This window comes from Brevibacterium sp. FAM 24630 (assembly GCF_049804075.1).
Taxonomy (GTDB): Bacteria; Actinomycetota; Actinomycetes; order Actinomycetales; family Brevibacteriaceae; genus Brevibacterium.
Map to the genome: position 1 here is coordinate 16,464 of NZ_JBNBZD010000013.1, position 15,297 is coordinate 31,760.

The 15,297-nt window shown below is 63.5% G+C and carries 14 protein-coding genes; 8 read left to right on the forward strand and 6 right to left on the reverse strand.

Annotated features, from left to right (window positions below; genetic code table 11):
• Positions 1–25 precede the first annotated feature (25 nt).
• The gene (locus ACPUD7_RS11155) at positions 26–280 is read right to left on the reverse strand and encodes a hypothetical protein (RefSeq protein WP_135540533.1); all 255 of its coding nucleotides are present in this window, start codon (positions 278–280) and stop codon (positions 26–28) included.
• A gap of 143 nt (positions 281–423) precedes the next feature.
• Between ACPUD7_RS11155 and ACPUD7_RS11160 the strand changes: the two genes are divergently transcribed.
• A complete protein-coding gene (locus ACPUD7_RS11160) occupies positions 424–1,083 on the forward strand; it encodes a homing endonuclease associated repeat-containing protein (protein ID WP_425119934.1) in 660 nt (219 codons plus the stop codon).
• Between the two features lie 98 nt (positions 1,084–1,181).
• Here the strand turns inward: ACPUD7_RS11160 and ACPUD7_RS11165 are convergent, their stop codons facing one another.
• Positions 1,182–2,408 carry an amidohydrolase family protein gene (locus ACPUD7_RS11165; protein WP_425119935.1) on the reverse strand — a complete coding sequence of 409 codons (1,227 nt, stop codon included), beginning with the start codon at positions 2,406–2,408 and terminating at the stop codon, positions 1,182–1,184.
• A gap of 85 nt (positions 2,409–2,493) precedes the next feature.
• Here ACPUD7_RS11165 and ACPUD7_RS11170 point away from each other — a divergent pair, with 85 nt between their 5' ends.
• The 4 genes from ACPUD7_RS11170 (at position 2,494) to ACPUD7_RS11185 (ending at position 6,284) form a co-directional block, all read left to right on the forward strand.
• Positions 2,494–3,336 carry a MurR/RpiR family transcriptional regulator gene (locus tag ACPUD7_RS11170; RefSeq protein ID WP_425119936.1) on the forward strand — a complete coding sequence of 281 codons (843 nt, stop codon included), beginning with the start codon at positions 2,494–2,496 and terminating at the stop codon, positions 3,334–3,336.
• A gap of 88 nt (positions 3,337–3,424) precedes the next feature.
• Positions 3,425–4,852, forward strand: coding sequence for a sodium:solute symporter family protein (locus ACPUD7_RS11175; protein ID WP_135540541.1), 1,428 nt, complete (start codon positions 3,425–3,427; stop codon positions 4,850–4,852).
• A gap of 239 nt (positions 4,853–5,091) precedes the next feature.
• Entirely contained in the window at positions 5,092–5,667 is a 576-nt protein-coding gene (locus ACPUD7_RS11180) for a hypothetical protein (RefSeq protein ID WP_425119937.1), read from the forward strand.
• A complete protein-coding gene (locus ACPUD7_RS11185; protein ID WP_425119938.1) occupies positions 5,667–6,284 on the forward strand; it encodes an OmpA family protein in 618 nt (205 codons plus the stop codon). The genes ACPUD7_RS11180 and ACPUD7_RS11185 overlap by 1 nt, the downstream gene beginning before the upstream one ends.
• Before the next feature lie 39 nt (positions 6,285–6,323).
• Here ACPUD7_RS11185 and ACPUD7_RS11190 read toward each other — a convergent pair whose 3' ends face one another.
• Complete coding sequence (locus ACPUD7_RS11190) at positions 6,324–7,493, reverse strand: pyridoxal phosphate-dependent aminotransferase (protein WP_425119939.1); 1,170 nt, start codon at positions 7,491–7,493, stop codon at positions 6,324–6,326.
• An 88-nt stretch (positions 7,494–7,581) separates the two neighbouring features.
• A complete protein-coding gene (locus tag ACPUD7_RS11195) occupies positions 7,582–9,036 on the reverse strand; it encodes an NAD(P)/FAD-dependent oxidoreductase (RefSeq protein ID WP_425119940.1) in 1,455 nt (484 codons plus the stop codon).
• A gap of 179 nt (positions 9,037–9,215) precedes the next feature.
• On the opposite strand from ACPUD7_RS11195, the gene ACPUD7_RS11200 reads away from it, so the two are divergent.
• From ACPUD7_RS11200 to ACPUD7_RS11210, 3 genes are all read left to right on the forward strand, one after another.
• Positions 9,216–9,608 (forward strand): cupin domain-containing protein, encoded by a 393-nt coding sequence (locus ACPUD7_RS11200; protein WP_425119941.1) that lies wholly within the window; start codon positions 9,216–9,218, stop codon positions 9,606–9,608.
• A gap of 71 nt (positions 9,609–9,679) precedes the next feature.
• On the forward strand, positions 9,680–10,240 hold the full coding sequence (locus ACPUD7_RS11205) for a hypothetical protein (RefSeq protein WP_135540552.1): 561 nt from the start codon (positions 9,680–9,682) through the stop codon (positions 10,238–10,240).
• 224 nt (positions 10,241–10,464) lie between these two features.
• A complete protein-coding gene (locus ACPUD7_RS11210) occupies positions 10,465–11,658 on the forward strand; it encodes a pyridoxal phosphate-dependent aminotransferase (protein WP_425119942.1) in 1,194 nt (397 codons plus the stop codon).
• 34 nt (positions 11,659–11,692) lie between these two features.
• Here the strand turns inward: ACPUD7_RS11210 and lgt are convergent, their stop codons facing one another.
• Complete coding sequence (lgt, locus tag ACPUD7_RS11215; RefSeq protein WP_425119943.1) at positions 11,693–12,613, reverse strand: prolipoprotein diacylglyceryl transferase; 921 nt, start codon at positions 12,611–12,613, stop codon at positions 11,693–11,695.
• 235 nt (positions 12,614–12,848) lie between these two features.
• Complete coding sequence (locus tag ACPUD7_RS11220; RefSeq protein ID WP_425119944.1) at positions 12,849–15,128, reverse strand: DUF222 domain-containing protein; 2,280 nt, start codon at positions 15,126–15,128, stop codon at positions 12,849–12,851.
• Positions 15,129–15,297: the final 169 nt, after the last annotated feature.

Genomic DNA, 15,297 nt, shown 5'->3' on the forward strand with positions numbered 1-15,297 from the left:
CGACGTCATCGGTCGGACGGCGAACTCATCGGAACGTGACTTCACCCATGTACTTCTCACCCGGGCGAACCGTCCAGCACTGCGTCTTCACGATCACTTTCCCCCAGCTTTTGTAGAACAGCGCCCTCAAAGCCGAGCCCTGCTCGCATTTGGCCAGGGTCGGATAATAGCTGTAGGTCGCCTTGTTGCCCTCGGCATGAGCGGCGGTTGCCCCGAACACACTCATCGTTGCCAGCATCAGCGAAGCCGCTCCTATACCGATCACTCTCTTTGCGCGCATCCGTCCTCCTCATGCAGTAACCGAGTTCCGGTCGTTCACCGGCGTCGGTTCTCACTCTAGAATCGCGGACCACCCAGGTGAGTCGGCCCGTGTTTCAGCTTGGCTACGGGCTGTGTCGAAGCCGCCACGTACAATGAGCGGTGATGGATGACACCGGATCGACGAAATCGCATACTCCCTCTCCGGCCGTGCTGGCAGCGCTGCTCTATCTTGCCGACCGAGCAGTGCCGACCGGCTCCGACGCAGCCGGGTCGAGTGCTGTTGCGTCGACTCAGGACATCACAGACCGTGACAGGGAGATGCTCGATGCGGTCGAGGGGGCTCTGGAGTCCCAGCTGCCCGACGCACCGCAGCTCGTGAGGTCAGCCCTCGCCGAGGTGGACGCTGCAATCCGATCCGTCCGCGCCCGGGCTGAGGCCCCGAGCCTGTCAGCGTCGAAATATGATGCTCTGCGCTCCGAGGTGCTCGACCAACTCAGAGCGCGTTCGAGCAAGGGCGCGGCCGTGTGGCCGCCGACGAGCCAGACGGCCGTGCAGCGGTTCGGTTCTTGGAACGAAGCTCTCAAAGCCGCGGGCCTGGCGACGAACCGACTCGGCCGAGCGAAGGGCCAGCTGCGCTTCGACGCGGAGGCCTATGACAAGGCGATGTCCGTCTTCGTCGTCGACTGCGAATCCCGCGGAATCACGGCCACCTACAAGGCTTACACCGAGTACGCCGCCGAGCATAAGGGTGAAGTTCCTTCCGCCGCCGCTGTGCGCAAGTTCTACGGTTCCTGGAACACCGCGCTCGCCGCGGTCGGGTGAGACTGAGCGTCCAGGTGGGCCGCTCCGATCCGTCTCATTTCAGCCCGGGCACGGTCTGCCTTCAAACGTCGCCCCAGCAGGGGCTGACGCCTCTCATATCACCGAAGAAGACGTCCTCCCTTGATGACGCTGTGGATGGCGTTGCCGGGATCGCCCAAGGCAGTGACGTCGTCCAAGGGGTTCGCGTTGAGTATCAAGAGGTCCGCGAACGCCCCCGGAGCCACAACTCCCAGCTCTCCCTTCCGCATGAGCAGTTCGGCGGCTGTCGTCGTTGCTGACCGCAGCACCTGCTGTGAAGTTTGGACTTTCGCCCGAATGGCGAACTCCTGACTCTGATGAGGCTGCATTCCGCCCAGCAGATCGGAGCCGTACGCGATCTTGACATTGTGCTCAGTCGCCAGTTGCAACGCATCGAGGCCCGCGTACAGCACGTCGTCGATCTTCGCTTGGCTTGCCTCTGGCAGACCGAATTGAGCTCCGTCCTGCTTCAGACGCTCATAAGTCACGAGCGTCGGAACGAGGAACGCACTCTTCTCAAGGAGGAGCTGGACGCTTCGCTGGTCGATCAGATTCCCGTGCTCGATGGACCGCACTCCCAGTTCGAGGCCGCGGTTGACCGACCTGGCGGTGTAGGCATGACCGAGAACATAGCGATTCGCTGCGGAGGCCTCTTCCACCGCCGCTCGAATCTCCTCATCTGAGAACTGAGTTGAGTCGACGCGGTCAGTCGGAGAAGCCACTCCGCCGGAGAGCATGATTTTGACGTGGTCGGCCCCGGTGCGCAGGTTCTCCCGGGCGGCTTTCCTCACCGCGTCGGCTCCATCGCAGACGATGCCGATATTCGGGCAGCACATGTGCGTGTCCATGACGTGCGTTCCGGGGCCCCGCATGTCTGCGTGGCCTCCGGTTTGGGACAGAGCCTTGCCGCCGAAGAAGAGACGTGGTGCAGGGAAGAGGTTTTCCTGTGCCGCTGCTGAAAGCCCGTAGTCGGCTCCGCCTGCGTCTCGGACGGTCGTGAAACCGCGGCTGAGCATATCGCCCATCAGACGCGCAGCCTGAGCACCCAGGTAGTACGGTGACTGATCACCTAGATTGCCCAAATTCGCTGTTGCAGCGAGGACATGGACGTGTGCGTCGATCAGCCCGGGGGACACGAATCTGCCTTCAGCATCGAAGCTCTGCGATCCGGCTGACACATTGTGGCCTCCGACCTCACTGACTCTCTCGCCGTTGATCGTCACCGTCGTCGGCTCGGAAACAGTGCCCGTCTCCACATCGAGGACCCGTGCGTTGGTGACCGTATTGATTCCGACATCGAGCTGCATACCGTGTCTCCTTCATTGGATCCGCTTAGGATGATGGGCCTAGGCTAGACGCAATGCAACGTTCTTTGCAAAGGGAGTTCAGACTGTGACCAGCTTCTCCGAGTGGATCGCCGCCCTTCGATCGAATGCGCGACTGACGCCTTCGACGCAGGCGGTGCTCGCTGTCATCGACTCAGCGCCGGACGAAGCCGCGTACAGTTCCGCCCAAGCCATCGCGGACATGGCGCAGGTGAATGTCGCGACCGTCGTTCGCGCGGCCCAGTCACTGGGCTATTCCGGGTGGCCAACGTTCTCTGCGGACATCCGCACCCGGTATCTGGCATCGCTGAGTTCACGCAATCTCTATCTGCACAACAAGGGGCAGGGTCTTCTCGCCACGTCTCTCGACAAAGATATCGAGATGCTCGAGCGGATGCGTGGGGAATTGGACGAAGACGCTTTGGCGCGGATGGCTGAGCGCATCATCGCGTCGGAGAATACCGGGGTGTTTGCGACCGGATCCTATGCCGCTCCGGGTCTGCAGCTGTCGCATGTGGCGCAGATGCTCGGCTTCCGAGTGCGGTTGCATTCAGGGTCAGTGACGGCGATGGTCAATGAAGCCAGCCTGCTGACCTCTGCTGACTGCTTCCTCGCGATCACGGTGTGGAAGTCCTCCCGGGCGGTCGTCCAGCTGGCGGAGGCTGCCCGTGAGCAGGGCGCGAAAGTGCTTGTCATCGCTGATCGTCGAACTGCCCTGACCGATATGTCTGATGAGTATGTTCTGGTGCCCGCCGAATCATCGGAGCTGATATCGTCCTTGGTCTGCGTCACAAGTGCAGTCCAATACCTGCTGGCGTGCCTTGCGCGACACGATGAGCAGCGAACTCAGGCCAAGCTGGGGCGAATCGATGACCTGTGGGGAGCAACCGGCGCAATCGCCGATGATTGAGTCCGCTGCAAAATTTATTGCATTCCGGGTGGGGTATCGGCGAGAATCGTGCTCAGCGCATTTGTGCTCCACGACACAAGGGATACCTATGAACCTCACATTCGTCATCGTCCTCGTCGCCTATGTGGCGCTGATGGTAGGCATCGCCGCCTGGTTCGGGCGAGCATCGGCCATGAAGGACGGGGAAGACTTCGTTCTCGCGGGGAAGTCTCTGCCGACATGGGTGCTTGCCGGGACTCTATTGGCGACCTTCGTCGGATCCGGCTCCATCATCGGGGGAGCGAACTTCATCTTCAGCAACGGCCCATTGGCGGGCATTCTGTTCTTCGCAGGTACGTTCTGCGGGATCATCGTTCTGTACTTCATCGCCCCACAGGTGCGGAAGAACGGCTTCCGCACCGTCCCTGAGCTGTTCGAGTCCAAGTTCGGGCGACCCGTTCGGGTGGCGGGTACAGTCATCATCCTCGTGGCCTTCGTCGGAATCACCGCGTACCAGTTCACTGGTGCCGGCTATATTCTCACTCTGATCACTCCCCTCAGCACGACACAGGCGACCGTTGTCGCGACAGTCCTCATCACCTTCCTGTCCCTGTCTGGTGGGCTGAAGTCCGTGGCCTGGACTGACTTCCTCTCGGCAGTCCTCATTGTGATCTCGCTGCTCGGAGCACTCATCTGGGTCTTCACACAAGACCTGGGCGGCATCGGCAGCTACGTCGACCGCCTGGATCCAGCGTTCAAATCATTCACCGGAGTTCTCACTCCATGGCAGATTCTGGGCTACTTCCTCCCGCTCTTCCTCCTGATCCTCGGCGATCAGAATATGCATCAGCGTCTTGCGGCAGCCCGGTCGCCCAAAGTCGCTCGCAATGCCACCATTCTGTTCTTCATCGGAGCTGCACTGATCGTTGCTCCGATCATCTTCCTGGCTTCCGGATCCTCCATCCTCATGCCGGAGATCAACCCGGACATGGCCATCCTCGCACTGGCAGAAGGCGAGTTCACGCCGGCCGGGATCGGGGCTGTGCTGCTTGTTGCGGCACTGGCGCTCATCGTGACCACCGGTTCGTCTTATCTGCTCACCTGCTCTGGAAACGTCGTCTATGATCTCGTGTTCATCAAGAACAAGGCTCGTGGAGATTCGAGGACCGGGGTTCTAGTCGGGCGGGTCTCGGTACTCGCTATCGCTGTCTTGGGATTCATCATGGTCCAGTTCTTCGAATCGGTGCTCGAGCTCCAGATGTATGCCTACACGATGTACGGCGCTGCCATCACTCCAGCGGTTCTGGCCGCTCTGTTCTGGAAGCGAGTGACCGCCGCCGGTGCTCTTTCGTCGATGATCGCAGGTGGAGTGGTGACAGTTCTCTGGGAAGTCAGTGGCAGATCCGCCGACATCAACTCCGTCATCCCGGCGCTGCCTGCGGCTGTGTTGGTGCTCATCGTCGTCAGCCTGGTGACCAAGCCGTTCTCGGGCAAGCCCGCGGACTCCGCTGACAGCGTGTCCGCTGGCGGTGCCTGAGCACAACTTCACACCGACTCAATGCAGGAGATCGAGAGTCTCTGCCTGCTCGCAGCTTGTGGGCAACAGCGGAATATCGAGCCGGGGTCCGGAGGCACCGCGCTCGCCGCGGTGAAATGAGCGATTTTCGTCAAGTCCATCGGTACCGACTGCATCCGTGCTAGCGTAAATTCTCGAGAATGACGGAGCCGTCGGGATCGGCGACTGCGCCGGATACCCACGAGGGAAAGTCTTCCATTGTGAATTCGCGCAAGCTCAGCAAGGCCATCGCCGGTGCGGCTCTCTGCGTTCTGGCTGTGACGGGGTGTTCCTCGTCGCCGGGCGACGGGTCGAAGGACAAGGACTCCTCTGCTCAGGGTGGTGGCAAGGACGCCGCGAAGGCCGGCGTCGAGAAGGTCGACCCCAACGATGTCATCGTCAAGCAGGACGTCAAGGTTCCCGGGTCGAACGAAGACAAGGTGACGGTCGCCATCCACTCGCTCGAAGTCGAGGGGAAGACACAGACCCTGACCTTGGTCGTCACACCGCACTTCCAGAGTGTGGAAGACGATGCTGCGATCAGCATCTACGACGCATGGGGTGAGAACGGGTTCGCCCCGCAGCTCATCGATACGGACAATCTCAAGGTCTATTCGCCGATCTCCGACACCTACGATGAGTGGACCTCGGATTCGGTCTTCACCGAGACGACGAACAATCAGCCGGTGACCGCGTGGGCCGTCTTCAAAGCTCCGGAGAACGACATCGACTCCGTCGACATCCGGCTGCAGGAATCATGGCCCAAGTTCACCGACGTTCCGATCACGGAGTCGTGATGAGGCTGGTCAGGCGGGGGCGTTGGACGTCCGCCCTCGGCGTGGTCACGGTCGCTGTCATGCTCGGCTCCGGTGGCGCAATCACGGTCGGCCCCGGTGTCGGAACAGCTTCCGAGGCGGAGGTGACCTCGCCTGCGGATCTGCCCGAGCCGAAAAAGGAGCAGCTGGATAAGTCTGTCCAGCGATGGGAGCCGGGCAGCGTCAAGGAGTGGAGCAGTGCTGAATCCGTGACCCCGCTGGTGACGAACAAGAAGGAAGGCGAGGACGCGGTCATCACTCTGGCCAGCGACATCCTCTTCGACTTCAACAGCGCCGAGATCTCCGACAAAGCCAAGAAGGCGATCACGCAGACCGTCGAGGGCGTGCCCGACGGTGCGAAGGTCACCGTAGCCGGTTATACGGACTCGGTCGGCGACGGGGCTGCGAACAAAAAACTGTCGAAGAAGCGGGCGCAGGCCGTAGCCGATGTCATCAAGGACGGGTCCGCGGACCTCGATCTCACGGTCGAAGGCCATGGTGAAGAAGACCCGGTGGCAAAGAACTCGACGAAGGACGGCGACAACCCGAAGGGTCGGGCGAAGAACCGACGCGTTGAGATCAGCTACGACGACAGCTGACCGGCAGGGCCGAAGCCTCACCGAATTCGGCAAGGACCCTCACCGCCCGGCGGCGAAGGCCTCCAGCCGGTCGCATGCCGTGTTGATGTCGTCATCGGAGACCGAGAACGTCAGTCGCAGGTAGCCCTCGCCGGCCGGGCCGAACGCAGATCCGGGAATGGTGGCGAGCTTGTGCTCTTCGAGCAGCCTCGTCGCCAGCTCCCAGGAGCCCAGACCCCAGTCGCGGACACTGACGAAGGCGTAGAACGTGGCTTCCGGGCGGATCATGCTCAGCCCGTCGATGGCGTTGATGCGTCTGCTCATCAGATCCCGGCGGCGGGCGTAGGAAGCCACCATCCTCTCGACATCGGTCTGCGGTCCCTCGAGGGCGGCGACCGCAGCCTCCTGGACGAAGCCGGGCAGGCTCGAAGTCAGACCCTCCTGCAGCAGTGCCATGGGGGCGATGTAGTCGGTTGCGCCGATGACGAAACCGCACCGCCAGCCCGTCATCGCATAGGTCTTCGAGAAGCTGCCGATGGCGAGGAACCGATCGAACCCGGGACGCACCTCGGCGATGGAGGTGAACTTCGCGTCGTCGAAGACCATCTCGTCGTACACCTCATCGGAGATCACCGTGAACCCGTGCTCATCGGCGAGGTCGGCGATCTTCTCGATGTCGGAGCGGTCCATGACCGATCCCAGCGGGTTCGAGGGGCTGTTGATGATCACGGCCGTGGTCTTGTCGCTGATGGCCGCGCGAACATCCTCGGCGCGCAGCTTGAATCCTTCGGATTCGCGGACGGGAACAGACACAGCCACCCCGCCGAGGCGGTGCACCTGACCCATGTAGTTCGGGAAGCTGGGGTCGGGGATGATCACCTCCTGACCTGGGGAGACAGTGACGTCGAGGGCGAAGGTCAGGGCTTCCATCGCGCCGAAGGAGACCATGACGTTCTCGGGTTCGACGGTGCGAGACCAGCGAGTCGAATACTTGCGAGCCAGGGCGCGACGCAGTTCGGGGATGCCGGCATTGGCGACGTAGCGGGTGTTGTCGTTCTCGATGGCCCTGATCCCCGCGGCCTTGATGTGCTCGGGCGTGTTGAAGTCCGGTTCTCCGACGGTGAGCTTGAGGGCGTCGGGATGGTCGAGGGCGAGGTTGAACATCTTGCGGATGCTCGAGGCCGGGTAGCTCGCGGCCATCGGGGAGATGCGGGAGGAGGTGTCGGTCATGGAGCGGTCCCTTCTACGTCGACTCTCATGCGTCGACGCGGCCGGCGGCGTCCTGTTCGTGCGGTTGTTCGTGCGGTTGTTCGGGCAGCTACTCGTGCAGCCCGGCAAGCCGCGAGCCGAACTGGGCGAGCAGGCTCGTCTTCTTCGCGCTCGTCGCGGTTTCCCACGCATCGGCGATGCCGAAGAGCTTGTACATCGAGCGTATCCCCAGCCAGCGGATCGGTTCGGGCTCCCACTGTCCGGAGAAATGATCGTTCCACGGCAGCCCGGTCAGCGGAGTCGCAGCACCGGACGCCCGGTCGAGCAGCGTCTTCGCGGCCAGATGCGTAGCCGTCACCCCGTGCCCGGCATACCCGCGCGCCACCCCGATGCGCTGGGTGGGATCGAAGAAGATCCCGGCACACCAGTCCCGAGTCACCCCGAGCGCCCCGCGCCAGGCGTGGGCGATGTCGAACTCGAGGTCCGGGAAGAGCGAGGACAGGCGCCCGGCCAGCAGGTCGACCACCTCGGCGGGGACCTCGCCGTCGCCGGGCAGCCCGGAACCGAAGGCATAGGGTGCCCCGCGCCCGCCGAGCGCGATCCGACCATCGGCGGTGCGTTGGGCGTAGATGAAGGTGTGCGCGGTGTCGCCGAGGCATTCCCGGCCCTGCCAGCCGATCGACTCCCACGCCTTCGCCGGCAGCGGTTCGGTCGCGATCATCGAGGAGAAGACCGGGATCACCTGCCGTCCCTGCAGGCCGGGCAGGTCCCCGGTGACGGTGTCCGAGTAGCCCTCGAGACAGACGAAGATCGTCTCCCCGCGTACCGGCCCCCGGTTCGTCGCCACCGTTCCCTTCCCGATATGACTCGCCGAGGTGGCTTCACAGATGGTCACGCCCTGCTGCCGAAGGGCGTGGGTGAGTCCGCGGGTGAGCAGTGCCGGGTCGATGGCCGCGGTGCCGGGGAAGAAGATGCTGCCCTGGGCGCCGTCGACGTTGATGCGACTTCGGGTCGCCTCGGCGTCGAGGAACTGCATGTCCTCGGGCCCGTAGCCGAACTGCGCATTGCCCTCGAAGAGTGCGTGCAGGCGCGACATCCCGGCCTCGGACTGGGCGATGTCGATATGGCCTCCGTGGACCTGGTGGGCGTCGATGCCCTCGGTCTCGCAGACGGCGAGGACCTCATCGACGGAGTCGAAGAGTGCGGACTGGAAGGACCGGACGCTCGAGACTCCGTCGAGTCCGGCCGAACCGACCGGGCCGGTGGGGTCGTTCTGCAGGGCGCGATCAACCGCCTCGGCGTACTTGGCCCGGTTGCCGGGGAGCAGGGTGGACAGCCAGCCGCCGTTGCGGCCCGAGGCGCCGTAGCCGATGTGCTTGGCCTCGAGGATCGTGATCGACCAGTCCGGGTGAGTCTGCCGGGCATAGTAGGCCGACCACAGGCCGGTCAGGCCGCCGCCGACAATGACGAGATCCTGTTTCTCGCTCGGCAGCGGGGTGGGGTCGATGGGAGCGGCGGGGGACTGGGCCAGCCAGTGCGATGCTTCACCATTGAAGTAGGACATGGATCAACTCCTGAAGACGAGACGCGCATGAGGCGGGTCTACGGAAACAGTTCTATCCCACGTCGGCCACGAAGTAAACAGTTGTCAGCGAATGTATCGTCTGCTGAAACCGGCGAGGTTCGGTGCTGATTGCGCGGAATGGTTCGCTTCCTCGGGCGGAGTCTGGCTACACTGATCGCATGAGCGCAATGGAGCCGATCGACACCCATGATCTTCCCCTCAGCCACGAACCCATCGAGACCTGGCAGGACCTGCCAGCGGCCGCCTCGGCGGGGCCTCGCGACGATGAGGGCGGGAAGACCGCGACGACGGGATTCGCCGAACTCGGCACCATCGGCGGGGCAGACTTCGGGCTGTGGGAGATGAGCGCTGGGGCCATGCGCGATGTCGAAGGCGATGAGGTCTTCCTCGTCATCTCCGGCACCGGGCGCATCGAATTCGATGAACCACGGCGCGAACCGATCCATTTGGCGCCGGGTTCGCTGGTCCGCCTCGACGAGGGGATGACCACCCGCTGGTACGTCGACGAAGCGCCCTTGCGGAAGCTGTTCATCGCTCCGCACGAAGACTGAGCCAGTTGCCCGAGCCTGGGTCGAAGATCGGGTTAGACTCGACAGACAGTCGGCCTTGGGTGAAGGGATCAATGATGATCGACCTGTCCTTTCCGCGCGATCTCGTGATGATCGGCGCGGTGTTCGGCCTCGCCGCGTTCATCTGGTCAGGATGGGCGCAGGAGGCTCCGCCCGATCGAGTCGTCTTCCGGATCCTCCTCGGCGGACTCTCAGCAGCCGGACTCGGCCTGGCGGTGCCGAGCATCTTCCTGGCCATCGGCCATTGGTCGGAACCGAGTGCGATCGCCACGGGCACGACTGCGTTCACGATCTATATCGTCGTGGTCTGGGCAGAGATCATCGCAGCCGCCGTTCTCAGCTTCTTCGCCGTCCGTTCCGGCCACGCCGAGGCGGTCGCCCCACTCATCCTCGCGATCGTCGGCATCCACTTCTTCGCGCTCGCCGTCGTCTTCGCCCAGCCGGTCCTCCATCTCGCGGGAGCGCTCATCACGATCATCGCAATCGCGGCGTACTTCATTCCGCGCAGCCTCGGCGCGCCGAGCTTCTGGTGCGGTGTCCTCGGCGCCCCGGTGCTGTTGGCCATCGGACTGTGGTGCCTATTGGCCGGACGCGCAGCTCTGGCCGTGGACTGATCGACCGGACTGGCAGCCGGGGGACTGAACTCCGGTCGACCCGAATGCAGGCGGGCCTGGCGACCGATCGTGCCCTGCGGCTGACCACCGCTGACATTCCGGCTCGCGGTGTTCTATCGTGTGTGAAGCGAGGGATGTTCTGCGTGCTCAAGGGCGCCGGAACCTCAGCCCGCAGTCGCTGCGGTCACGCTCTCGTTCTGCCCGACCCGATGAAGGAGCCGACAATGAAGACCGCTCAACGCCTGGACAACCTCGGCACCGAGACCGCGTTCCGCGTGGCCCAAGCCGCCGCCGAGTGGAAGGCGCGCGGAAACGAGGTCTTTCCGTTCCACCTCGGCGATCTCAACTTTCCCCTGGCCGGGCATATCGTCGAAGCGCTCGAGCAGGCCATCCGCGACGGCAAGACCAGCTACTGCCCCGGACCGGGCATTCCCGAGCTGAGAGAGGCGCTCGCCGACGACATCGGCGCTCGGCGCGGCATGAACATCGACCCCGCCGAGGTGGTTGTCACCACCGGAGGCAAGCCCGTGATCACGAAATTCCTCCAGGCCGTGATGGACCCTGGCGAGAGCGTGCTCTATCCGAACCCCGGATTCCCGATCTACGAATCCCAGATCAACTACCTCGGCGGCACCGCTTTGCCGTATCGGTATGTGCCCACCGAGACCGGGTTCGCCATCGACCTCGACCATCTGCGGGCATCGATCGACGAGACCACCACGGCCATCATCTACAACGACCTGCAGAATCCGATCTCAGCCGAATCGACGGCAGAAGAACGAGAGGCCGTGGCTGCGATCGCGCAGGAATTCGACCTGTGGGTGCTCTCCGATGAGGCCTATTTCGAGATGCGCTATCGGGGCAAGTCCCAGTCGATTGCGGCTCTGCCGGGGATGGCCGAGCGCACCGTCATCCTCTACACCTTCTCGAAGAAGTACGCGATGACCGGATCGCGACTCGGCTGTGCGGTGGCTCCGAAGACCGTCGCCGAGGCGATCTCGACGATGAACACCAACGACGAATCCTGCACGAACCAGTATGTGCAGTGGGCGGGCATCGCCGCTCTGCGCGGGCCGCAGGCGCCGGTGGGGCAGATGCTGGAGGTGCTGCGCAAGCGTCGGGACGCCACCTGTCGCATCATCAATGAGATCCCCGGCATGAGCACGGCGACGCCCGGATCGACGTTCTACGTCTTCCCTGACGTCACCGAGGCGATGGCGGCCAAGGGGATCGCCACCCTGGCCGATTTCTCCACCGAGGCGCTGCACAACACGGGAGTCTCGTTCTGCACTCGCGAGCATTTCGGCGCACCGCAGCCGGGCGAGGACCGATCCTATATCCGGCTGGCCTACTCGGGCATCGACGAAGCCGCGATCATCACCGGCCTCGGTCGCCTCAAGGAGTGGATCGAGGCCTGAGCCGGGCGGGGAGCCGCCTCGGCGAGGGTGCGGGTCAGTCCTCGGCCGGCTGCGGTTCGCGTCCCTCGATGTACGGCGATTTCTCGGGTTCGGGGCGGCGCTTCCACTGGATGAGCATGATCACCAAGCCCAGGGCCACAGCACCGATCGCGCCCCACACGTTCGTGCGCAGGCCGAGGATGACGAAGCTCGGGTCGAGGCGGATGGACTCCCAGACGATGCGGCCGGCGCCGTACCACATGAGGTAGACGGCGAACAGGCGTCCCCATTGGAAGAAGAGATGCCGGCTGAGGTAGAGCAGGACGAGCGCGCCGAGGCTGTTCCAGATGACCTCGTAGAGGAACGTCGGGTGGAAGAGTGTATCGGCAGGGGTGCCCGGTGGGATGGCCGGGTTGCCTGGGGCGATCTCGAGGCCCCAGGGCAGGGTGGTCGGCAGGCCGAAGAGCTCCTGGTTGAACCAGTTGCCGAACCGCCCGCAGGCCTGAGCGAGGATGAGACCTGGTGCCAGCGCATCGAGCAGTGTGGTGAGTCTGAGGCCGAGCCTGCGGCACATGATCCATGCGCCGAGGGTGCCGCCGATGAGGGAGCCGAAGATCGCGATTCCGCCCTCCCAGATCGCCCACACGGACCCGGGTTCGAAGGGGTTCCACGGGTTGCGGCCGGGACCGAAATAGTCCGTGTAGTGCGTGATCACGTGGTAGATGCGGGCGAAGACGATGGCCATGGGCACGGCCAGGGTCGCAATATCGAGCACCTGCCAGTCCTCGACTCCGCGCTTGGTCAGCCGACGATTTGTCAGCACGATTGCGATGATGATGCCGACGAGGATGCACAGCGCGTAGAAGTGGATCGTCAGCGGGCCCAGTTGGAAGCTCGAGATGCTCGGGCTCGGGATCGCCGCCGAGATGTCGTGCGGAAGCGAGGCCACGCCGGAAGTGAGTGGGGCAGAGTGCATGGGGCCAGTCTATTTGCGGTGGCTGAGAATCCGGTATTCGTCGCGCTCATCGGCGTACGGGTCTGGCCTATGGGGCTGCATACCTCGGTTCGGGCGCGGGCATGGGCACGGGCACGGACACGGGCACGGGCATGGGCATGAGCACGGACACGGGCACGGGCATGAGTCGGCATGAGTCTATGGGGCTGAAAACCTCGACCTGGGCACAGCTGTGCCCTCTGTACCCAGGAGCCAGCTAATCGCCGAAGAGGCCTTCGATGATCTCGTCGGTGATGAAGCGCGAGTGCAGGACCAGTGCTCGAGAGGGATCGACGCTTTCCGGAGGCTGCCAGGCAGGGCGTCCATCGGTGAGCATGACCATCTGCCAATCAGAGCGGTCCATGAGGTGGTGGTGGAACGAGCAGAGAAGGCACAGGTTGTTGATGTCGGTGCGGCCACCGTCGCTGTGGGGAACCACATGATTCACGTCGCACCATCCGGCTGGTGCGTCGCAGCCGGGGAAGACACAGCCACGGTCTCGAGCGGTGATGATCGCCGTCTGCTTCTTGTTGGCGAAACGGTTCTCCGTGCGAACTTCCACGGTTTTGGCAGTTTCATCCATCAGGTGGAAGAAGACTGTGCCGTTGAGGCCGCGCCGGACGAGATCGTTCATGGGGAAACGTGCGCCCGAGCCTGTGGTGGCTTCGCCGATCTTGTTTGCGACGTCGGATGCCTTGGCTGTGACGACCAGCGCGTAGGGCGAGCCCTTCTGGGCCTCCTTCATGCTGATACGACCGATGAGCGTGGCGAAACGCTCATAGATCCAGTTCCTCGCGGTCGGCTGCTCGCTGACGAGATTGACTGTCGAACCGTCCTGACGGACGCCATAGCCACCTGGGAGTGACGTCGCTCCAGTCGCGGGATTCTGCTCGGGCCCGTCTCCGCGGTAGGCCTCGAACACGGCCCACGGCGGAGCATCGAAGCGGTCGCCGGTGAGCACGGCGTCGACCGGTTCGAATCGTTCCTCTCCGGGGGCTTGGCCGAGTCCGCCGTTCGGAATGAACGGGACATCGGCAGCGACGTCGGTTTCGGCGCCGGCCTCCTCGGTCTCGGGAGTGGTGTTCGTGTTTGTCGAGTCCGCGCCGGTGTGGCGCGCGGACTCGATGCGAGAGGTCAAGAGTCCGTGGAGTTCGGACCCGGCCACCGGGTCGAGCACGCCCTCGAGCTTCCAATCGCCGTTTCGTTTGGGGCGTGCGGTGACGAAGTACGCCGACCGTTCCCTGGCGTCCAAGGGCTCGGCTCCATCAGGGTCGATCCGCACCAGCATCTGCCGAAAGATTTCGCGAAGCTCATTGACTGTCACAGCCGCCGCGTACCTGACGAGGTCGGCTTCCACCTTGTCTTTCGTCGCCTGATCGACCCATGCGGGAAGTGCATTGAGGCATTCTTCGAGAGTTGTGATGTGTTCGGTCGACAGAGTCCCGCGGTGGAACTGCTCGGCCACCAAAGGATATTCGGGTTCGAGGCGCTGGCCGTCGAGAGTGACCCGACCCCCGAGCTTCTCGGCGAGCCTGGCTCGACGATTGGCTTCGCGTCCGGTCAGGTTGAGGCGGTTCTGAATGAGGTCCTTGGGCGACTTCGCGCCACTGTCCTTCGGCGTGCCGACCCGTTCATAGACCGACAGAGCCAGAGTGGACAGAGATTCACTGAGTCGACGAAGCGCCTCGGCCCCGTCGATGACATGCAGCGCCTCATCTGGGCCCATTGGGCGGTCGAAGGTGCGCAGCGCCTCGTCCAGATCGGTCAGCGAGGTGATGGCGTCCGTGATCTCGGGGGCACAGTCAACCAGATCGCTCCACGTGGAATCAGGCAGCAGCGGGTGGCGTGACGCCGGCCGCTCAAGACCCAATTTCGCTGCGAGGGCCTCCGGGCTGAGTGAAGCTGTGACTCCGTCTACAGCCGAGTCGTCCCACGCCGGCTTTTCGGCGGTCTCTGCAGCTTCGGTTTCCGACGCTTCAGCCTTCGCCTCGTCATGCTGCGTCTCTCCGAGCTTTGCATTGTCCTCCCCTGCGGGCGCGCCCCACGCGTCCCATGCATCGTCCTCCCCTGCAGGAGCATCCTCGGCGAGGTCCGGGCTAGGTTCCCGCGATGGCGAAACGTCTTCGGCGGTCTCTTCCCAAGCAGGTACCTCGTCGCTCGGGTCGCCAGCAGGTTGCTGGGCGGAGGCGATGCTCTCGGAGTCTTCTGCCCATGCGGGGACATCGGCGTCCTCGTCTGCAGCGACGCCAGCGTCGGTGGTGACCGGCTCAAGCGGCTCAGTGGGGACGGGGTCGAGGGCATCGAACACCTCGGCGAAAGGATGACCTGTGAGATCGAGACCGGCCGCTTTGAGCTGCTCTTTCAGGGACGAGAGGTCCTGGGTGGGGTTGCTCCGATCGGATTTCGGCCTCCTGCTCACGCCGCCGCGCGAGTCGGAATCAGCGCGGCGGGCGCGCCGATTCGACTTACGTCGTTTGCGATCGGGAGTGTAGGTCACTGGTCCGAGTTCCGTTCTCCATTGAAGGTTTCTTTCTCAAATTTTAGTCATCTGCCGAGTGGAAAGCAATAGAAGATTCGAAATAAGTTTGATTGCAGAGGATAGATTCGAGTATTTTCGAATAAATCCGAACTGGGATAGTGGCCTCGATTCTTGGGTGATGATGAGG